Here is an 18,021-nt window from a genome sequence, read left to right as displayed (position 1 = left end):
CGGGAACCTCAGGCGGTCTTCTGCAAACCGACAACCGTGCGCGGCATGCCGACAAAGCCGGGCAAGGCCTCGACGCGGGCCAGCCAGGCGCGCACGTTGGCGTAGTCATCCAGCGACACGTTGCCTTCCGGCGCATGGGCGATGTAGCTGTAGCCCGAGATATCGGCAATGGTCGGCTCGTCTCCGGCCAGGTACGGGGTCTTGCCCAGTTCCAGATCCATCACCTTGAGCAGGTTGTGGGCGCGGGTGATCAATTCATCAGCGTTCAGTTGCGCGCCAAACACGGTAATCAGGCGTGCGGCTGCCGGACCAAAGGCAATCGGCCCTGCCGCAATCGACAACCAGCGCTGCACTCGCGCGGCACCGACCGGATCGCTCGGTAGCCAACGGCCGTTGCCGTATTTTTGCGCGAGATAAACGAGGATCGCGTTGGAGTCGGCCAACACCACGCCGCCGTCATCGATCACCGGCACCTGGCCGAAGCTGTTGATGGCCAGGAATGCCGGCTGCTTGTGCTCCCCCTTCGCCAGATCGACGAAGATGGTTTCGGTCGGCAATTTCAGCAGCGACAGCATCAGTTCCACCCGATGGGCATGGCCGGAACGCGGGAAGTTGTAGAACTTGATCGGTTGCATGGTCGACTCCGCTGGATGAGGGCGCCGTACTGGAGGGATGGCGCCGGTGGAGGCCATCTTCCACCCATCATCAAAACAAAAGAATCACCAGAAAACGCAATCGATTATTTCACCTGACGAAATAACGCCGCGTCTTTCAGCGCCGGATGCTCTCGCAAGGCCTTTACCGCATAGTCGACAAAACTGCGCACCCGTGCCGGGGCTTTGCGCCCACCCTGATACACCACATGGATCGGCAAGGGCGGCAACTCGTATTCGGCGAGGACGATTTCCAGCGCCCCGCAAGCCACCTTGCTGGCGACCTGATAGGACAACACCCGCGTCAGCCCGAGGCCAAGACAGGCTGCGGAAATCGCGGCCTGATTGGCCGTCACCACCAAACGCGGTTCCGGTCGCACGCTCAGCGGCTCCCCCGCTTCAAGGAACGGCCAGTTGCGTACCTGACCAATGGCCGAAGTCGCCACCACCGGTGCCCCGGCCAGATCCTGCGGATGCGTTGGCCGACCGTGAGCAGCAAAAAACCCGGGCGATCCACACACCACCCGCCGCACCTCGCCAACCCGGATCGCGTGCTGATTGCTGTCCGGCAACTCACCGATGCGCACCGCCACATCGACGCCCTCCTCGACCATGCTGACAACACGATCCAGCAACAAGGCGTTGATCGACACCTCCGGATACTCGGCCAGATACCCCGCCATCACCGGCGTGACAAACAACTCGCCGAACAACACCGGCGCCGTCACCGTCAATTGCCCACGGGGCTGGGCGTGACTGCCGGCAGCAGAATCCTCCGCTTCCTGCACCTCGGCGAGAATCCTCCGACAATCCTCAAGGTATCGCAGGCCGGCCTCGCTCAAATGCACGCTGCGGGTGGTGCGAATCAACAGCTGCGTGCCAATCCGCAACTCCAGCCCCGCCACCGCTCGGGTGACACTGGCCGCCGACAAACCCAACCGCCGCGCCGCCGCCGAGAAGCCCTGCTCCTGGGCGACGGCGGCGAAGATTTGCATTTCCTGGAAGCGATCCATGAAGGTCCTCGGGTCAAATACAAAAATCGCAGCCGGAGCTGCGATTTTTGGTTTTGTCAGTTGTGGATAACTTATTCCACCGTCACCGACTTCGCCAGATTACGCGGCTGATCCACGTCGGTGCCCTTGAGCACGGCGACGTAGTACGACAGCAGTTGCAGCGGGATGGTGTAGAGGATCGGCGAAAGGATGTCGTGGATGTGCGGCATCTGCACCACGTGGGTGCCTTCGCCATTGGTCATGCCGGCTTTTTCGTCGGCGAACACGATCAGTTCGCCGCCACGGGCGCGGACTTCCTGCAGGTTGGACTTGAGCTTCTCCAGCAGTTCGTTGTTCGGCGCCACGGTGACCACCGGCATATCGTTATCCACAAGCGCCAGCGGCCCGTGTTTCAGTTCGCCGGCCGGGTAGGCTTCGGCGTGGATGTAGGAGATCTCCTTGAGCTTCAAGGCCCCTTCCATCGCCACCGGGAATTGCGCGCCACGTCCAAGGAACAGGGTGTGGTTCTTTTCGGCGAACAGCTCGGCGATTTTTTCCACGGTGCTGTCCATCGCCAGGGCTTCGCCCAGCCGGGTTGGCAGACGACGCAGTTCTTCCACCAGGGTGGCTTCGACGCCTTCGCCCAGGGTGCCGCGCACCTGGCCCAGGGACAAGGTCAGCAGCAACAGACCGACCAGTTGCGTGGTGAACGCCTTGGTCGAAGCAACACCGATTTCGCGGCCGGCCTGGGTCAGCAGCGTCAGGTCGGATTCGCGCACCAGCGAGCTGATACCAACGTTGCAGATCGCCAGGCTACCGAGAAAACCCAACTCCTTGGCGTTGCGCAGCGCGGCCAGGGTGTCGGCGGTTTCGCCGGACTGGGAAATGCTGACGAACAGGGTGTCCGGCTGCACCACGACCTTGCGGTAGCGGAACTCACTGGCGACTTCGACCTGGCACGGGATGCCGGCCAGTTCTTCGAGCCAGTAACGGGCGACCATGCCGGCGTGATAACTGGTGCCGCAAGCGACGATCTGCACGTTGCGCACCTTGGCGAACAGCTCGGCCGCTTGTGGACCGAACGCTTGCACCAGCACTTGATTCTGGCTGAGGCGACCTTCCAGGGTGCGCTGCACCACGGTTGGCTGCTCGTGGATTTCCTTGAGCATGTAATGACGGAACTCACCCTTGTCAGCCGCTTCGGCGCCATCGCTGTACTGCACGATCTGGCGCTCGACCGCCTGGCCGCTCACATCCCAGATCTGCACGTTGTCACGGCGGATTTCAGCGATATCGCCTTCTTCCAGGTACATGAAACGGTCAGTCACCTGACGCAGGGCCAACTGGTCGGAAGCAAGGAAGTTTTCGCCCAGACCCAGGCCGATAACCAGTGGGCTGCCGCTGCGGGCGGCGACCAGACGATCCGGCTGCTGCGCGTTGATGACCGCCAGACCATAAGCACCGTGCAGCTCCTTGACGGTCGCCTTGAGAGCGATGGTCAGGTCAGGCTGAGCCTTGAGTTTCTCGGTCAGCAGATGGGCGATGACTTCGGTGTCAGTGTCGGAGGTGAACACATAACCCTTGGCTTTGAGCCGCTCGCGCAGGACTTCATGGTTCTCGATGATGCCGTTGTGCACCACGGCGATATCGCCGGAGAAATGCGGGTGCGCGTTGCGCTCGTTCGGCGCGCCATGAGTCGCCCAGCGGGTATGGGCGATGCCGAGACGGCCGACCAGCGGCTGTGCAGCCAGGGCCGCTTCCAGCTCGCTGACCTTACCCACGCGGCGCATGCGCTCCAGGGTTTTGTCATTGGTGTACACCGCAACACCGGCACTGTCGTAGCCCCGGTATTCAAGGCGCTTGAGGCCTTCGACCAGGATGGCGGTGATATTACGTTCAGCAACTGCGCCGACAATTCCACACATGCTTATTTCTCCTGACTGACAGCCGCGCAAATCACGGTGATACCGCGGGCCTGAATCTGATCCCGTGCCTCATGGGGCAGGCGATCATCGGTAATGAGGGTATGGACGCTGCTCCATGGCAGCTCCAGGTTTGGAATCTTGCGGCCGATCTTGTCGGCCTCGACCATCACGATTACTTCCCGCGCCACTTCGGCCATCACCCGGCTCAGGCCGAGCAACTCGTTGAACGTGGTGGTTCCGCGCACCAGATCGATGCCATCAGCCCCGATAAACAACTGATCGAAGTCGTAAGAGCGTAGTACCTGCTCGGCCACCTGGCCCTGGAAGGACTCCGAATGCGGGTCCCAGGTGCCGCCGGTCATCAACAGCACCGGCTCGTGCTCGAGTTCGCTCAAGGCGTTGGCGACATGCAGGGAGTTGGTCATCACCACCAGACCCGGCTGCTGGCCAAGTTCGGGAATCATCGCGGCGGTGGTGCTGCCGCTGTCGATGATGATGCGCGCGTGTTCGCGGATGCGATTCACGGCGGCACGGGCAATCGCCTGCTTGTATTTGGAAACGCTCTGGCTGGTTTCCGCCACCAGCTCCTGAGGCATGGTGATCGCCCCGCCGTAGCGACGCAGCAACAAGCCATGGCTTTCCAGCGCGGCCAGATCCTTGCGAATCGTAACTTCCGAGGTTTCGAAACGCTTGGCGAGTTCGTCGACACTGACTTCGCCCTGCTCGTTGAGCAAGGCGAGGATGTTGTGACGGCGCTGAGGTGTATTGCGTTTCGACATGACTGATTAAGTTTCGATTCGAAAGATAACGGAAGCAATCAAAACCTATCAGCTGCCAATCGTCAAGCCGGCGCCCATAAAAAAGATCGCAGCCTGAAACAATGCCTACCGGGAAAGAGGTAGGTATTGCCGCAGTGCTGCGATCTCTCTGATCTTGAAGCGCTGTGGATAACTCAGTTCTTCTTGATCTTCTCCGGGCGTTTCCAGCCTTCGATGTTCCGCTGCCGCGCCCGACCGACCGCCAGTTGTGAGCTATCCACATTCTGGGTGATGGTCGAACCGGCGGCGGTGGTCGCACCCGAAGAGATATCCACAGGCGCCACCAGCGAGTTGTTCGAGCCGATGAACACATCCTCGCCCAACACGGTTTTCCACTTGTTGGCGCCATCGTAGTTGCAGGTGATGGTGCCGGCACCAATGTTGGTGCGCGCGCCGATTTCGGCGTCACCCAGATAGGTCAGGTGTCCGGCCTTGGCGCCCTCGCCCATGTGGGCGTTTTTCAGTTCGACGAAGTTACCCACATGGGCGCGAGCCTCCAGCACCGTGCCCGGACGCAGACGGGCAAACGGACCGGCGTCGCTGTACTCGCCCAGCACCGCGCCTTCGATGTGGCTGTTGGCCTTGACCACCGCGCCTTTGCGTAGCGTGCTGTCCTTGATCACGCAGTTCGGACCGATCTCCACGTCGTCTTCAATGACCACCTTGCCTTCGAGGATGACATTGATGTCGATCAGCACATCGCGACCGACGGTCACGTCGCCACGTACATCGAAACGCGCCGGATCGCGCAGGGTGACGCCTTGGGCCATCAAGCGCCGACCGGCACGCAATTGATAATGACGCTCCAGTTCGGACAGTTGCTTGCGGTCGTTGGCGCCCTGCACTTCCATGGGATCGTGGGGCTGTTCGGTGGCCACCACCAGGCCATCGCTGACCGCCATTTCGATCACGTCGGTCAGGTAGTACTCGCCTTGGGCGTTGTTGTTCGACAGGCGGCTCATCCAGTCAGCCAGGCGCTTGGCCGGCACCGCGAGAATGCCGGTGTTGCCTTCAGTGATCGCGCGCTGCGCTTCGCTGGCGTCCTTGTGTTCGACGATAGCGGCGACCTTGCCCGCCGCGTCGCGAACGATGCGGCCATAGCCGGTCGGATCATCCAGCTCGACAGTCAGTAGGCCGATCTGCTCGGGGCCGACATGCGCAAGCAGACGTTGCAGGGTTTCGACTTCGATCAGCGGCACGTCGCCGTAAAGGATCAGCACGGTATCGGCGCTGATGAAGGGCACGGCCTGCGCCGTGGCGTGGCCGGTGCCCAGTTGCTTGTCCTGCAGGACGAAATTCAGATCGTCAGCCGCCAGACGCTCGCGCACCACATCGGCGCCATGGCCGATCACCACATGAATGCGTTGTGGATCAAGTTGCCGGGCACTGTGGATAACATGGCCAAGCATGGAGTTGCCAGCGATCGGGTGCAGGACCTTCGGCAGTGCCGAACGCATGCGGGTGCCTTGACCGGCCGCGAGGATAACGATTTCGAGAGACATGACTGGCTACCAATCCTGGGTGGTCAGCAACTGCGACCGGGGGTTTGAAAATCGGAAAAGAAAAAAGGGTAGCCGAGGCTACCCTTTTTTATCAATCACACAACAAGTGGCTGACGGATCAACCGCCAAACTTCTTGCGGATCTGCTGGACGGTGCGCAGCTGGGCTGCGGCCTCGGCCAGACGTGCGGATGCAGCTCCGTAATCGAAATCTGCACCTTTGTCATGCAGCGCTCGCTCGGCAGCCTTGACGGCTTCCTGAGCAGAGGCTTCATCCAGGTCGGCAGCACGTTGCACGGTGTCGGCGAGAACCTTGACCATGTTCGGCTGAACCTCGAGGAAACCACCAGAGATGTAGAACACCTCGGCTTCGCCACCTTGCTTGATCAGGCGGATCGGACCCGGCTTGAGATTGGTGATCAGCGGCGCGTGACCCAGAGCGATACCAAGATCACCCAGTGCACCGTGCGCAATCACCATCTCGACCAGGCCGGAAAAGATTTCCCCTTCCGCGCTGACGATGTCGCAATGGACTGTCATAGCCATCTGATTGCCTCAACCTAAATTAGCGCCCGTTTCCGGGCGCCTGGATTACAGTTTCTTGGCTTTCTCGATCGCTTCTTCGATGCCGCCAACCATGTAGAACGCTTGTTCTGGCAGGTGGTCGTAGTCACCGTTGAGGATGCCTTTGAAGCCAGCAATGGTGTCTTTCAGGGAAACGTATTTACCCGAAGCACCGGTGAAGACTTCAGCCACGAAGAACGGCTGCGACAAGAAGCGCTGGATCTTACGAGCACGGTTTACCAACTGCTTGTCGGCTTCCGACAGCTCGTCCATACCCAGGATCGCGATGATGTCCTTCAGCTCTTTGTAACGCTGCAGCACGTACTGAACACCGCGAGCGGTTTCGTAGTGATCGTTGCCGATCACGTTCGGGTCCAGCTGACGCGAAGTCGAGTCCAGTGGGTCTACCGCCGGGTAGATACCCAGGGAAGCGATGTCACGGGACAGAACGACGGTGGCGTCCAGGTGAGCAAACGTGGTCGCTGGCGACGGGTCAGTCAAGTCGTCCGCTGGTACGTATACGGCCTGGATCGAAGTAATCGAACCTTGCTTGGTCGAAGTGATGCGCTCTTGCAGCACGCCCATCTCTTCAGCCAGGGTCGGCTGATAACCTACTGCCGAAGGCATACGGCCCAGCAGTGCGGATACTTCGGTACCGGCCAGGGTGTAACGATAGATGTTGTCGACGAACAGCAGAACGTCGTTACCTTCGTCACGGAACTTCTCGGCCATGGTCAGGCCGGTCAGGGCTACGCGCAGACGGTTTCCCGGCGGCTCGTTCATCTGACCGTAAACCAGTGCCACTTTGTCCAGAACGTTGGAGTCCTTCATCTCGTGGTAGAAGTCGTTACCCTCACGAGTACGCTCACCCACACCGGCGAACACGGAATAACCGCTGTGCTCGATGGCGATGTTACGGATCAGTTCCATCATGTTTACGGTTTTGCCTACACCGGCACCACCGAACAGACCAACCTTACCACCCTTGGCGAACGGGCAAACCAGGTCGATAACCTTGATGCCGGTTTCCAGCAGGTCGTTGCCGCCTGCCTGCTCTGCGAACGACGGCGCAGCGCGGTGGATACCCCAACGCTCTTCGGTGTCGATCGGGCCAGCTTCGTCGATCGGGTTGCCCAGTACGTCCATGATCCGGCCCAGGGTCGCTTTACCGACCGGTACGGAGATGGCTGCGCCAGTGTTGTTGACGTCCAGACCGCGCTTCAGACCCTCGGTGGAGCCCATCGCAATGGTACGAACCACGCCGTCGCCCAGCTGCTGCTGAACTTCCAGAGTGGTTTCGGCGCCTTGAACCTTCAAGGCGTCGTAGATGCTCGGTACGCTGTCGCGTGGGAATTCCACGTCGATAACGGCGCCGATGATTTGAACGATACGTCCGCTACTCATAGCTGGATCCTCTGAATATTTGAACCGTTAAACCGCGGCAGCGCCGCCGACGATTTCCGAGATCTCTTGGGTGATCGCAGCCTGACGCGCCTTGTTGTAGACCAGCTGCAATTCGCTGATCAAATCACCGGCGTTGTCGGTAGCGTTCTTCATCGCGATCATCCGCGCAGCTTGTTCAGCCGCGTTGTTCTCGACCACCGCCTGGTACACCTGCGACTCCACGTAGCGGACCATCAAGCCGTCAAGCAGCTCTTTGGCGTCCGGTTCGTACAGATAATCCCAGTGGTGCTTGAGTTCCTGATCCGGGGTTGCCACCAGTGGAATCAACTGCTCCACGGTTGGCGTTTGCGTCATGGTGTTGATGAACTTGTTGGACACCACGGACAGGCGATCGATACGGCCGTCCAGATAAGCATCCAGCATCACCTTGACGCTGCCGATCAGGTCATTGATCGACGGCTCTTCACCCAGGTGGCTGATAGCTGCAACGACGTTACCGCCGAAGTTGCGGAAGAAAGCCGCACCCTTGCTACCAACGACACACAGGTCGATCTCGACACCGTTTTCGCGGTTTACCGCCATGTCCTTGACCAGAGCCTTGAACAGGTTGGTGTTCAAGCCACCACACAGACCACGGTCACTGCTCACCACGACATAACCAGCGCGTTTTACTTCACGCTCGATCATGAACGGGTGGCGATATTCCGGGTTGGCGTTGGCCAGATGACCAATAACCTGGCGGATGCGCTCCGCATAAGGACGGCTAGCAGCCATGCGCATTTGTGCCTTGCGCATTTTGCTGACCGCCACTTTTTCCATGGCGCTGGTAATTTTTTGCGTGCTTTTGATGCTCGCAATCTTACTGCGAATCTCTTTTGCGCCTGCCATGTAACACCTATCAGGTTAGCAAGCGGGAGCCTTGCGGCCCCCGCTGCGGCTTACCAGGTTTGGGTGGCCTTGAACTTCTCGATACCGGCTTTGAGGCCAGCGTCGATTTCGTCATTGAAATCACCCTTCACGTTGATCTTCGCCATCAAATCGGCGTGATCGCGGTTGAAGTAAGCAATCAGCGCTTGCTCGAAGCTGCCGACTTTGGCGTTTTCAACGTCAGTCAGGAACCCACGCTCAGCGGCATACAGCGACAGCGACATGTCGGCGATCGACATTGGCGCGTATTGCTTCTGCTTCATCAGCTCGGTAACGCGCTGACCATGCTCAAGTTGCTTGCGGGTCGCTTCGTCCAGGTCAGAAGCGAACTGGGCGAATGCCGCCAGTTCACGGTACTGAGCCAGAGCGGTACGGATACCACCGGACAGCTTCTTGATGATCTTGGTCTGAGCGGCACCACCCACACGGGATACCGAAACACCGGCGTTCACTGCAGGGCGGATGCCCGAGTTGAACATGGCCGATTCCAGGAAGATCTGACCGTCGGTGATGGAAATCACGTTGGTCGGAACGAACGCGGAAACGTCGCCAGCCTGGGTTTCGATGATCGGCAGTGCGGTCAGGGAACCGGTTTTGCCGGTCACTGCGCCGTTGGTGAACTTCTCTACGTACTCTTCCGAAACGCGGGATGCGCGCTCCAGCAGACGGGAGTGGAGATAGAACACGTCGCCTGGGTAAGCTTCACGGCCTGGTGGACGGCGCAGCAGCAGGGAAATCTGGCGGTAAGCCACTGCTTGCTTGGACAGATCGTCATAAACGATCAGCGCGTCTTCACCGCGGTCGCGGAAGTATTCGCCCATGGTGCAACCGGAGTACGGTGCCAGGTATTGCAGCGCAGGAGATTCCGAAGCGCTGGCAGCCACGATGATCGTGTTGGCCAGGGCGCCGTTTTCTTCCAGCTTGCGAACCACGTTGGCGATGGTCGATTGTTTCTGACCGATTGCAACGTAGACGCAGAAAATGCCGCTGTCTTTCTGGTTGATGATCGCGTCGATCGCCAGAGCGGTTTTACCGATCTGACGGTCACCGATGATCAGCTCACGCTGGCCACGGCCGACAGGGATCATGGCATCGACAGCCTTGTAGCCAGTCTGTACAGGCTGGTCTACCGACTTACGCCAGATCACGCCTGGAGCAACTTTCTCGACCGCGTCGGTCTCGGTGTTGTTCAGCGGACCTTTGCCGTCAACTGGGTTACCCAGTGCGTCGACTACGCGACCCAGCAGTTCCTTACCAACCGGAACCTGCAGGATGCGGCCAGTGCACTTGGCGCTCATGCCTTCAGCCAGACTGGTGTATGCGCCCAGTACAACGGCACCTACGGAGTCTTGCTCCAGGTTGAGAGCCATACCGTAGACGCCGCCCGGAAACTCGATCATCTCGCCGTACATGACGTCGGCCAGACCGTGAATCCGCACGATGCCGTCAGATACGCTGACGACAGTGCCTTCGTTACGGGCTTGGGAGGTCACATCGAGCTTGTCGATGCGGCCCTTGATAATTTCACTTATTTCGGAAGGATTGAGTTGCTGCATTGCTCTGCTGCCCCTTCAAACTCAAGATTTCAATGCTTCGGCAAGTTTCGCGATTTTGCCGCGAATCGAGCCATCGATAACCAGGTCGCCGGCGCGGATGACAACACCCCCAATGAGGGATGCATCTTCCTCGACTTGCAGGCGCACTTCCCGGTTGAGTCGTGCACTGAGAACCTTGGCGAGTTTGTCTTGCTGTTCTTGGTTCAATGCGAAAGCACTGGTTACTTCCACGTCTACCGACTTCTCTTGCTCGGCCTTGTACAGGTCGAAAAGAGCGGCGATCTCCGGCAGAAGCGGGAGACGGTCGTTTTCGGCAACGACGTGAATGAAATTCTGTGCCTTGGCATCGAACTTGTCGCCGCACACGTCGATGAACGTGGCGGCCTTTTCTGCGCTCGTCAGTCGCGGGGCCTTGAGCACGCGCTGCATGGTGTCGTCTTGCGACACCGCTGCTGCCAGGCCGAGCATGGCTGACCAATTGGCCAGTTGCTGGTGGGCCTGAGCGTGCTCGAAGGCCGCCTTAGCGTAAGGTCGGGCCAACGTGGTCAGTTCTGCCATGATCGCCCTCGCTTAGATTTCAGCAGCCAGTTGGTTAACCAGCTCTGCGTGCGCGTTTTGATCGATTGCTTTGCCCAGGATCTTCGAAGCACCGCCAACGGCCAGGCTACCCACTTGGGCGCGCAGCGCGTCTTTGACGCTGTTCAGTTCCTGTTCGATCTCGGCCTGAGCCTGAGCCTTCACACGGTCAGCTTCGACGCGAGCCTGTTCACGGGCTTCGTCGACAATCTGGGTACCGCGTTTCTTGGCTTGCTCGATGATTTCAGCTGCCTGAGCCTTCGCTTCGCGCAGTTGCTGACCCGCTTTCTCTTGGGCCAACTCCAGGTCGCGAGCTGCACGGCTGGCAGCGTCCAGACCATCAGCGATCTTCTTTTGACGTTCGTGCAGAGCAGTGATGACCGGAGGCCATACATACTTCATGCAGAACAGTACAAAAATCAGGAACGCAACGGACTGGCCAATCAGGGTCGCATTAATGTTCACGCCAACACCTCGCAGTTACGTTGTCCATCACACCAAATTACTCGGGGAAACCGAGTAATCAGCCAGCGATTTGACCAACGAACGGGTTCGCAAAGGTGAAGAACAGAGCGATACCAACACCGATCATGGTTACGGCGTCGAGCAGACCGGCAACGATGAACATTTTAACTTGCAGCATTGGAACCATTTCTGGCTGACGCGCTGCGCCTTCCAGGAACTTGCCGCCCAGCAGGCCGAAACCAATTGCGGTACCCAGTGCGCCCAGGCCGATCAACAGTGCAACAGCGATAGCGGTTAGACCAACTACAGTTTCCATCTTTCCTCCCGACTTTTACGTCGTATGGTTTAGGTTTTTTTAATTTAAAGCGGTAAAACAAATCGTTTCAGAGGCCCCGTCAGGAGCCCCCTCCCGTTTGACCGGGAGGGACATCAGACTAGTCGAAACTGGCCTTAATGGTTTTCTTCGTGCGCCATCGACAGATAAACGATGGTCAGCATCATGAAGATGAACGCCTGCAGAGTGATGATCAGGATGTGGAACACAGCCCACGCCCACTGCAGAACAACGCCCAGGCCGCTCAGCCAGAGCAGGCCGCTGCCGAACATCACAGCGATCAGAATGAACACCAGCTCGCCGGCATACATGTTGCCGAACAGACGCAGAGCCAGGGAGATCGGCTTGGCGATCAGGGTCACGAATTCCAGCAGGAAGTTCACCGGGATCAGCAGGGCCTGAACGAAGATGTTCTTGCTGCCGAACGGGTGCAGGGTCAGTTCGCCGATGAAGCCGCCGATGCCCTTGACCTTGATGCTGTAGAAGATGATCAGTGCGAAAACCGAGAACGCCATGCCCAGGGTCGCGTTCGGGTCGGTGGTCGACACGGCACGGAACGGGATGTGGTGGTCGCCGGAGATCAGGATGGCCAGCTGAGGAATCCAGTCGACCGGAACCAGGTCGACGGCGTTCATCAGGAACACCCAGACGAAGATGGTCAGTGCCAGCGGTGCGATCACCGGGCTACGGCCATGGAAGCTGTCTTTCACGCTGCCGTCGACGAATTCGACCAGGACTTCAACGAAGTTCTGCAGTGCGCCTGGCTGACCGGAAGTCGCCTTTTTTGCCGCCATGCGGAAAAGAAGTACGAAGATCAGACCCAGTGCGACCGACCAGCCGAGGGTATCGACGTGGAAAGCCCAAAAGCCCATTTCCTTGGCTTCTGCTGCGGAGTGGGCAAAGCCCCAGCCGCCGTTGGGTAGCTGACCGAAGGTCAGGTTCTGCAAGTGGTGCTGGATATAGCCCGAAGCGGTTGTTTCTGCCATGGTTGCCTCAAACGCCCTAAGGTCTCGAAAGTCTTGTTCTCATTAGCAGGGGAGCGAACCAGCTGACCGACTGAGTCAGCACGAACGCGCCGAATACTGCGATCGGCGCCAGTGGCTTCACACCTGCAAACACCAGTGCAAACAGCACTGCCGTCAAAATCAGTTTGCCTGCCTCGCCGGCATAGAAAGACCGGACGATGGACTGGGCTGCTCGGGCGCCGGAAAACCGAAATGCCTTGTGAGCGAAATAAACATTGGGCAGCAAGGCTATCAGGCCTCCGCAAAGTCCCGAGTATCCGGCAACGACTCCGCGCCATTGCCAAAGCGCCAAAGCGGCAATCAGCAGAATGACAAACTGAGCCATCAACACCGGAAAAACCGCCAGGCGATGGAACGGCAGGCGGTTTGGCTTGCGGGTTTCCATCACGTTTGCTCTCCAATGGTCGGCTGCCAGAATTCAATAACTTGGCATAATTTGTGCCGACAAAATGCGCGCAGAGTATAGGGGCGGTTCTGCCCCTATTCAACTGTCAGGTAGTGATTTCCGACTGCGCGCTACATGAGGAAATGTTTCAGCGGATGTGTGCGAGCACACCTTGAAGCTCATCGAGGGAGTTGTAACCGATCACCAACTGGCCTTTGCCCTTCTTGCCATGGCGAATCTGCACCGCAGAGCCTAGGCGCTCGGCCAGACGCTGTTCGAGACGGGCGATATCCGGGTCGGGTTTGGCAGGCTCGACCGGCTCCGGTTTGCCACTCAACCACTGACGAACCAGTGCCTCGGTTTGGCGCACGGTCAGGCCGCGTGCGACAACATGTCGCGCCCCCTCGACCTGCTGATTGTCCGGCAGACCGAGCAAAGCACGGGCATGACCCATTTCCAGGTCACCGTGGGACAGCATGGTCTTGATGACTTCCGGCAGGGCAATAAGCCGTAACAGGTTAGCCACCGTCACCCGGGACTTACCCACAGCCTCGGCCACCTGTTGCTGGGTCAGCTGGAATTCCTGCTGCAGGCGCTGCAGGGCAATCGCCTCTTCGATCGGATTCAGGTCTTCACGCTGGATGTTCTCGATCAGCGCAATGGCGATCGCGGTTTCATCCGGAACGTCGCGCACCATCGCCGGAATGGTTTCCTGCCCGGCCTGTTGGCTCGCGCGCCAGCGACGCTCACCGGCGATGATTTCAAAGCGACCGCTGCCGATCGGGCGAACCACGATCGGCTGCATCACGCCCTGTGCCTTGATCGACTGCGCCAGCTCTTCCAGCGCCTGGGGATCCATGTCCCGGCGTGGTTGATATTTGCCACGCTGGAGCAGATCCAGCGGCAAGTGCTGCAGCTCGCGGTGATCGGCCTGGGCGGCTTGTTCTTCCAGCGCGCTGACGGTCGGACCACTCAGCAATGCGTCCAGTCCACGTCCGAGACCTCGTTTCTTGACGGCCATGGGAATTCCTTAAGTTGGCTGGGCAGCGGCGATGCGTGAATTTTTGCGTTGACGGCGAACCATCTCGCCCGCCAGCGCCAGGTAGGCCAGCGCGCCACGCGATTGCTTGTCGTAGGCCAGCGCCGGCATGCCGTAGCTCGGTGCTTCGGCGAGCCTTACGTTACGCGGGATCACCGTGTCGTAGAGCTGGTCGCCGAAATGCTCCTTGAGCTGCGTGGAAACGTCGTTCATCAGGCTCAGGCGCGGGTCGTACATGGTACGCAGCAGGCCTTCGACCTTCAGGTTCGGGTTGAGCAGTTCGGAAATGCGCTTGATGTTATCCACAAGGTCGCTCAGACCTTCGAGCGCAAAGTATTCGCACTGCATGGGGATAATCACCCCGTCAGCGGCGACCAGTGCGTTCAACGTGAGCATCGACAGCGACGGCGGGCAGTCGATCAGGATGTAATCGTAGTTTTCGCGGATCGGCGCCAGCGCACTGCGCAGGCGGCTCTCCTTCATCTGCATTTCCAGCAGAACCACTTCGGCCGCGGTCAGGTCGCGGTTGGCCGGCAGCAGTTGATAACCGCCGTGCTCAGAGAAGTGCATGGCCTGGGCCAGATCGCATTCACCGATCAGCAGGTCGTAGACCGAGTTTTCCAGGCCATGTTTATCCACACCGCTACCCATGGTGGCGTTGCCCTGTGGATCGAGATCGATCAACAGCACCCGGCGCTTGGTCGCGACCAGGGATGCTGCGAGGTTGATGCAGGTGGTGGTCTTGCCCACACCACCCTTCTGGTTCGCTATCGCGAATACCTTAGCCATTCTTGCTTGTGTTCCCAATCATGCCGTGCGGCGCAGTATCAGCAGATGGCGTTGGCCTTGGCAACCGGGTACGGCCAGGGCGTGTTCGCTATCGAGTTTGAAGTCTGCCGGCAATGCTACCAGCTCATCGGCCGGATGAACGCCCTTCATTGCCAGCCAGCGTGTATCGGCGTCGCCGAGGTGGCGAGTCCAGTTAGTGAAGTTCTCCATGCTGCTGAACGCCCGGGAGATGATCCCGTTGAACGGCTGGGCAGGCTGGAACTCTTCGACACGACTGTGGATAACTTGCAGGTTATCCAGTTTGAGCTCGAGTTTGACCTGGGTGAGGAAGCGGGTTTTCTTGCCGTTGCTGTCCAGGCACGTCACTGCCGAGTCGGGAAACAGGATCGCCAAGGGGATTCCCGGCATGCCGCCGCCGCTGCCGACATCCAGCCAGCGGCCGTTTTCGATGAACGACATCACGCTGAGGCTATCGAGCAAGTGACGCGAAACCATTTCGTCCGGATCGCGCACGGCGGTCAGGTTGTAGGCCTGGTTCCATTTGATCAACAGGGCCAGATAACCCAGCAGTTTTTCATGCTGGATTTCCGTGAGATTGACACCGAGCGCGCGGGCTCCTGTGGATAACTCTTCGGCGTGTTGCGAAGTGACCTTAGAACTCAAGCGCTTTGCTCCAACTGACGGCCCGCGCCGCGTTTTTTCAAATGAATCATCAACAGCGAAATCGCTGCCGGGGTCACGCCCGGGATCCGCGAAGCCTGCCCGAGTGTCTCTGGACGCGTCGCGCCAAGCTTGCTCTGGATCTCCTTGGAGAGCCCGGAAATGCTGGTGTAATCGATATCCACAGGCAGTTTCGTGTCTTCACTGGCACGCAGACGAGCGATTTCGTCCTGTTGACGGTCGATGTAACCGGCGTATTTGGTCTTGATCTCGACCTGTTCGGCGACCTGTGGATCTTCGGCGCCCTGCCCGGTCACTTCGACCAGACCAGCGTAGTCGATTTCCGGACGGCTCAAGAGATTGAGCAGGTTGTATTCGTGGGTCAGCGGCGTGCCGAATTTTTCTGCGATGGCATCGCCCTGCGGCGTGCCCGGACGTACCCAGGTGCTTTTCAGACGCTGTTCTTCGAGCGCGATGTTTTCGCGTTTCTCGCAGAACGCCGCCCAACGCGCGTCATCGACCAGACCCAGTTCGCGGCCTTTTTCGGTCAGACGCAGATCGGCGTTGTCTTCGCGCAGGATCAGACGATATTCGGCGCGGGACGTGAACATCCGGTACGGCTCTTGGGTGCCGAGGGTGATCAGGTCGTCGACCAATACCCCGATGTACGCTTCATCACGACGCGGGCACCAGGCTTCTTTGCCCTTCGCACGCAACGCGGCGTTGGCGCCAGCCAGCAAACCCTGGGCGCCGGCCTCTTCGTAACCGGTGGTGCCGTTGATCTGACCGGCAAAGAACAGGCCGCCGATGACTTTGGTTTCCAGGCTGTACTTCAGGTCGCGTGGATCGAAGTAGTCGTACTCGATCGCGTAACCCGGACGCACGATGTGCGCGTTTTCCATGCCGCGAATCGATTGCACGATCTGCAATTGCACGTCGAACGGCAAGCTTGTGGATATCCCGTTCGGATACAGCTCATGGGTGGTCAGGCCTTCCGGCTCGATGAACACCTGATGGCTTTCCTTGTCGGCAAAGCGGTGAATCTTGTCTTCGATCGACGGGCAGTAACGCGGGCCAATGCCTTCGATCTCGCCGGCAGCGGAATACATCGGCGAACGGTCGAGGTTCGCGGCAATGATTTCGTGGGTACGGGCGTTGGTGTGGGTAATCCAGCAACTGACCTGCCGTGGATGCTGTTCCTTGTTGCCCATGAACGACATCACCGGGATCGGCGTATCGCCCGGCTGCTCGGTCATCACCGAGAAATCCACAGAGCGGCCATCGATACGCGGCGGAGTGCCGGTTTTCAAACGGCCAACCCGCAGCGGCAGTTCACGCAGACGGCGCGCCAGGGCAATCGACGGTGGATCACCGGCGCGACCGCCGGAGAAATTCTGCAAACCGATGTGGATAAGTCCGCCGAGAAACGTGCCGGTGGTCAATACCACGGAATCGGCGAAGAAACGCAGACCCATTTGGGTGACGACACCGCGTACTTGTTCCTGCTCGACGATCAGGTCATCGGCGGCTTGTTGAAATATCCACAGGTTCGGCTGGTTTTCGAGGATTTCGCGGACAGCGGCCTTGTAGAGAATACGGTCGGCCTGCGCACGGGTCGCCCGTACCGCCGGGCCTTTGCGGCTGTTCAATACGCGGAACTGGATGCCGCCCTTGTCGGTGGCCATGGCCATCGCGCCGCCGAGGGCATCGATTTCCTTGACCAGATGGCTCTTGCCGATGCCACCGATAGCCGGGTTGCAACTCATGGCACCGAGGGTTTCCACGTTATGCGTCAGCAACAGGGTTTTTGCCCCCATACGTGCTGAGGCCAGTGCTGCCTCGGTACCGGCATGACCGCCGCCGATGACGATCACTTCAAAACGGGAAGGGAAATCCACCACGCACCTCGTGCCTGCTTAAGTAGGTATTCAGGAAAAATTCGATCTCAGGTTTTCGAACCTGGTCGGCAAGTATAGGGACTTCGCCTTTCCTAAAGAACCCTCTGCACAAAATTTAACCAGCTGTGGAGAACTCGCGGTTAAAAAAATAAAAAAGAGAGAAATTTATAAAGTCCTTGTTTTTATGTTTATTCTTAGCGCACCACCATTCTGTGGATAGATCTATACAGCCCTTTATTTTCAATGTGTACAGAGTTTTAAAACCCTGTGGCCATGTACGAATGAGGCCCTTGGATAACCGCTTTAAGCCTGTGGATGAATGAGCTGGTTATCCACAGAGGCGGTTATATTCAGTTTTGAAGCCCAGTTATCAACTGCCCTCAGCGGCACTTATTCACAGGGCTTAATCCACAGAAAATCGACGAATGAACGAATTTCAGGCACGACAAACCCGCTGCTGACTTCCCGGCAAAGAGCGGTGATGTGGAAAAAACGACGATCGAAGGATTTG

18 protein-coding genes are annotated in these 18,021 nt (G+C 58.8%); all 18 read right to left on the bottom strand.

The genetic code is table 11. The features are described from left to right. Window positions 1-8: 8 nt before the first annotated feature. The gene (locus tag KVQ74_RS00705; RefSeq protein WP_217829089.1) at window positions 9-635 is read right to left on the bottom strand and encodes a glutathione S-transferase family protein; all 627 of its coding nucleotides are present in this window, start codon (window positions 633-635) and stop codon (window positions 9-11) included. 104 nt (window positions 636-739) lie between these two features. After that, window positions 740-1,666 carry a LysR family transcriptional regulator gene (locus tag KVQ74_RS00700; protein WP_217829087.1) on the bottom strand — a complete coding sequence of 309 codons (927 nt, stop codon included), beginning with the start codon at window positions 1,664-1,666 and terminating at the stop codon, window positions 740-742. A 71-nt stretch (window positions 1,667-1,737) separates the two neighbouring features. Beyond that, the gene (gene glmS, locus KVQ74_RS00695; protein ID WP_217829085.1) at window positions 1,738-3,570 is read right to left on the bottom strand and encodes a glutamine--fructose-6-phosphate transaminase (isomerizing); all 1,833 of its coding nucleotides are present in this window, start codon (window positions 3,568-3,570) and stop codon (window positions 1,738-1,740) included. Window positions 3,571-3,572: 2 nt separating this feature from the next. Next, complete coding sequence (locus KVQ74_RS00690) at window positions 3,573-4,349, bottom strand: DeoR/GlpR family DNA-binding transcription regulator (protein ID WP_217829084.1); 777 nt, start codon at window positions 4,347-4,349, stop codon at window positions 3,573-3,575. A 173-nt stretch (window positions 4,350-4,522) separates the two neighbouring features. After that, complete coding sequence (glmU, locus tag KVQ74_RS00685; protein WP_217829082.1) at window positions 4,523-5,890, bottom strand: bifunctional UDP-N-acetylglucosamine diphosphorylase/glucosamine-1-phosphate N-acetyltransferase GlmU; 1,368 nt, start codon at window positions 5,888-5,890, stop codon at window positions 4,523-4,525. Window positions 5,891-6,008: 118 nt separating this feature from the next. Next, window positions 6,009-6,434 (bottom strand): F0F1 ATP synthase subunit epsilon, encoded by a 426-nt coding sequence (locus tag KVQ74_RS00680; RefSeq protein WP_217829081.1) that lies wholly within the window; start codon window positions 6,432-6,434, stop codon window positions 6,009-6,011. Between the two features lie 45 nt (window positions 6,435-6,479). Continuing rightward, window positions 6,480-7,856, bottom strand: a complete 1,377-nt coding sequence (gene atpD, locus KVQ74_RS00675) for a F0F1 ATP synthase subunit beta (RefSeq protein WP_217829080.1) — start codon at window positions 7,854-7,856, stop codon at window positions 6,480-6,482. Between the two features lie 27 nt (window positions 7,857-7,883). Beyond that, window positions 7,884-8,744, bottom strand: coding sequence for a F0F1 ATP synthase subunit gamma (atpG, locus tag KVQ74_RS00670; protein WP_217829079.1), 861 nt, complete (start codon window positions 8,742-8,744; stop codon window positions 7,884-7,886). A 50-nt stretch (window positions 8,745-8,794) separates the two neighbouring features. Further along, the gene (gene atpA, locus KVQ74_RS00665) at window positions 8,795-10,339 is read right to left on the bottom strand and encodes a F0F1 ATP synthase subunit alpha (protein ID WP_217829078.1); all 1,545 of its coding nucleotides are present in this window, start codon (window positions 10,337-10,339) and stop codon (window positions 8,795-8,797) included. Between the two features lie 21 nt (window positions 10,340-10,360). Continuing rightward, window positions 10,361-10,897, bottom strand: coding sequence for a F0F1 ATP synthase subunit delta (locus KVQ74_RS00660; protein WP_217829076.1), 537 nt, complete (start codon window positions 10,895-10,897; stop codon window positions 10,361-10,363). 12 nt (window positions 10,898-10,909) lie between these two features. Further along, entirely contained in the window at window positions 10,910-11,380 is a 471-nt protein-coding gene (locus KVQ74_RS00655; RefSeq protein ID WP_217829074.1) for a F0F1 ATP synthase subunit B, read from the bottom strand. A 58-nt stretch (window positions 11,381-11,438) separates the two neighbouring features. Continuing rightward, a complete protein-coding gene (gene atpE / locus KVQ74_RS00650; protein WP_003097235.1) occupies window positions 11,439-11,696 on the bottom strand; it encodes a F0F1 ATP synthase subunit C in 258 nt (85 codons plus the stop codon). A 134-nt stretch (window positions 11,697-11,830) separates the two neighbouring features. Next, a complete protein-coding gene (gene atpB, locus KVQ74_RS00645) occupies window positions 11,831-12,700 on the bottom strand; it encodes a F0F1 ATP synthase subunit A (protein WP_217829073.1) in 870 nt (289 codons plus the stop codon). A gap of 16 nt (window positions 12,701-12,716) precedes the next feature. Then, window positions 12,717-13,124 (bottom strand): F0F1 ATP synthase subunit I, encoded by a 408-nt coding sequence (locus KVQ74_RS00640; RefSeq protein WP_217829072.1) that lies wholly within the window; start codon window positions 13,122-13,124, stop codon window positions 12,717-12,719. Between the two features lie 148 nt (window positions 13,125-13,272). After that, window positions 13,273-14,145 carry a ParB/RepB/Spo0J family partition protein gene (locus KVQ74_RS00635; protein WP_217829070.1) on the bottom strand — a complete coding sequence of 291 codons (873 nt, stop codon included), beginning with the start codon at window positions 14,143-14,145 and terminating at the stop codon, window positions 13,273-13,275. A gap of 9 nt (window positions 14,146-14,154) precedes the next feature. Further along, a complete protein-coding gene (locus KVQ74_RS00630) occupies window positions 14,155-14,952 on the bottom strand; it encodes a ParA family protein (protein ID WP_217829069.1) in 798 nt (265 codons plus the stop codon). 18 nt (window positions 14,953-14,970) lie between these two features. Further along, window positions 14,971-15,615, bottom strand: a complete 645-nt coding sequence (gene rsmG, locus KVQ74_RS00625; protein WP_217829068.1) for a 16S rRNA (guanine(527)-N(7))-methyltransferase RsmG — start codon at window positions 15,613-15,615, stop codon at window positions 14,971-14,973. Next, window positions 15,612-17,510 (bottom strand): tRNA uridine-5-carboxymethylaminomethyl(34) synthesis enzyme MnmG, encoded by a 1,899-nt coding sequence (gene mnmG, locus KVQ74_RS00620; RefSeq protein WP_217829067.1) that lies wholly within the window; start codon window positions 17,508-17,510, stop codon window positions 15,612-15,614. The genes rsmG and mnmG overlap by 4 nt, the downstream gene beginning before the upstream one ends. Window positions 17,511-18,021: the final 511 nt, after the last annotated feature.

Origin of the sequence: Pseudomonas botevensis (assembly GCF_019145475.1) — a bacterium.
GTDB classification, from domain to species: domain Bacteria; phylum Pseudomonadota; class Gammaproteobacteria; order Pseudomonadales; family Pseudomonadaceae; genus Aquipseudomonas; species Aquipseudomonas botevensis.
This window is presented reverse-complemented; position numbering and strand designations above follow the sequence as displayed.

Coding starts and splice junctions, on each gene's coding strand:
- KVQ74_RS00630 (WP_217829069.1), bottom strand. CDS start 14,952: ATGGCTAAGGTATTCGCGATAGCGAACCAGAAGGGTGGTGTGGGCAAG.
- KVQ74_RS00700 (WP_217829087.1), bottom strand. CDS start 1,666: ATGGATCGCTTCCAGGAAATGCAAATCTTCGCCGCCGTCGCCCAGGAG.
- KVQ74_RS00690 (WP_217829084.1), bottom strand. CDS start 4,349: ATGTCGAAACGCAATACACCTCAGCGCCGTCACAACATCCTCGCCTTG.
- glmU (WP_217829082.1), bottom strand. CDS start 5,890: ATGTCTCTCGAAATCGTTATCCTCGCGGCCGGTCAAGGCACCCGCATG.
- atpG (WP_217829079.1), bottom strand. CDS start 8,744: ATGGCAGGCGCAAAAGAGATTCGCAGTAAGATTGCGAGCATCAAAAGC.
- atpB (WP_217829073.1), bottom strand. CDS start 12,700: ATGGCAGAAACAACCGCTTCGGGCTATATCCAGCACCACTTGCAGAAC.
- KVQ74_RS00640 (WP_217829072.1), bottom strand. CDS start 13,124: ATGGAAACCCGCAAGCCAAACCGCCTGCCGTTCCATCGCCTGGCGGTT.
- atpE (WP_003097235.1), bottom strand. CDS start 11,696: ATGGAAACTGTAGTTGGTCTAACCGCTATCGCTGTTGCACTGTTGATC.
- KVQ74_RS00705 (WP_217829089.1), bottom strand. CDS start 635: ATGCAACCGATCAAGTTCTACAACTTCCCGCGTTCCGGCCATGCCCAT.
- KVQ74_RS00660 (WP_217829076.1), bottom strand. CDS start 10,897: ATGGCAGAACTGACCACGTTGGCCCGACCTTACGCTAAGGCGGCCTTC.
- glmS (WP_217829085.1), bottom strand. CDS start 3,570: ATGTGTGGAATTGTCGGCGCAGTTGCTGAACGTAATATCACCGCCATC.
- atpD (WP_217829080.1), bottom strand. CDS start 7,856: ATGAGTAGCGGACGTATCGTTCAAATCATCGGCGCCGTTATCGACGTG.
- KVQ74_RS00680 (WP_217829081.1), bottom strand. CDS start 6,434: ATGGCTATGACAGTCCATTGCGACATCGTCAGCGCGGAAGGGGAAATC.
- KVQ74_RS00635 (WP_217829070.1), bottom strand. CDS start 14,145: ATGGCCGTCAAGAAACGAGGTCTCGGACGTGGACTGGACGCATTGCTG.
- atpA (WP_217829078.1), bottom strand. CDS start 10,339: ATGCAGCAACTCAATCCTTCCGAAATAAGTGAAATTATCAAGGGCCGC.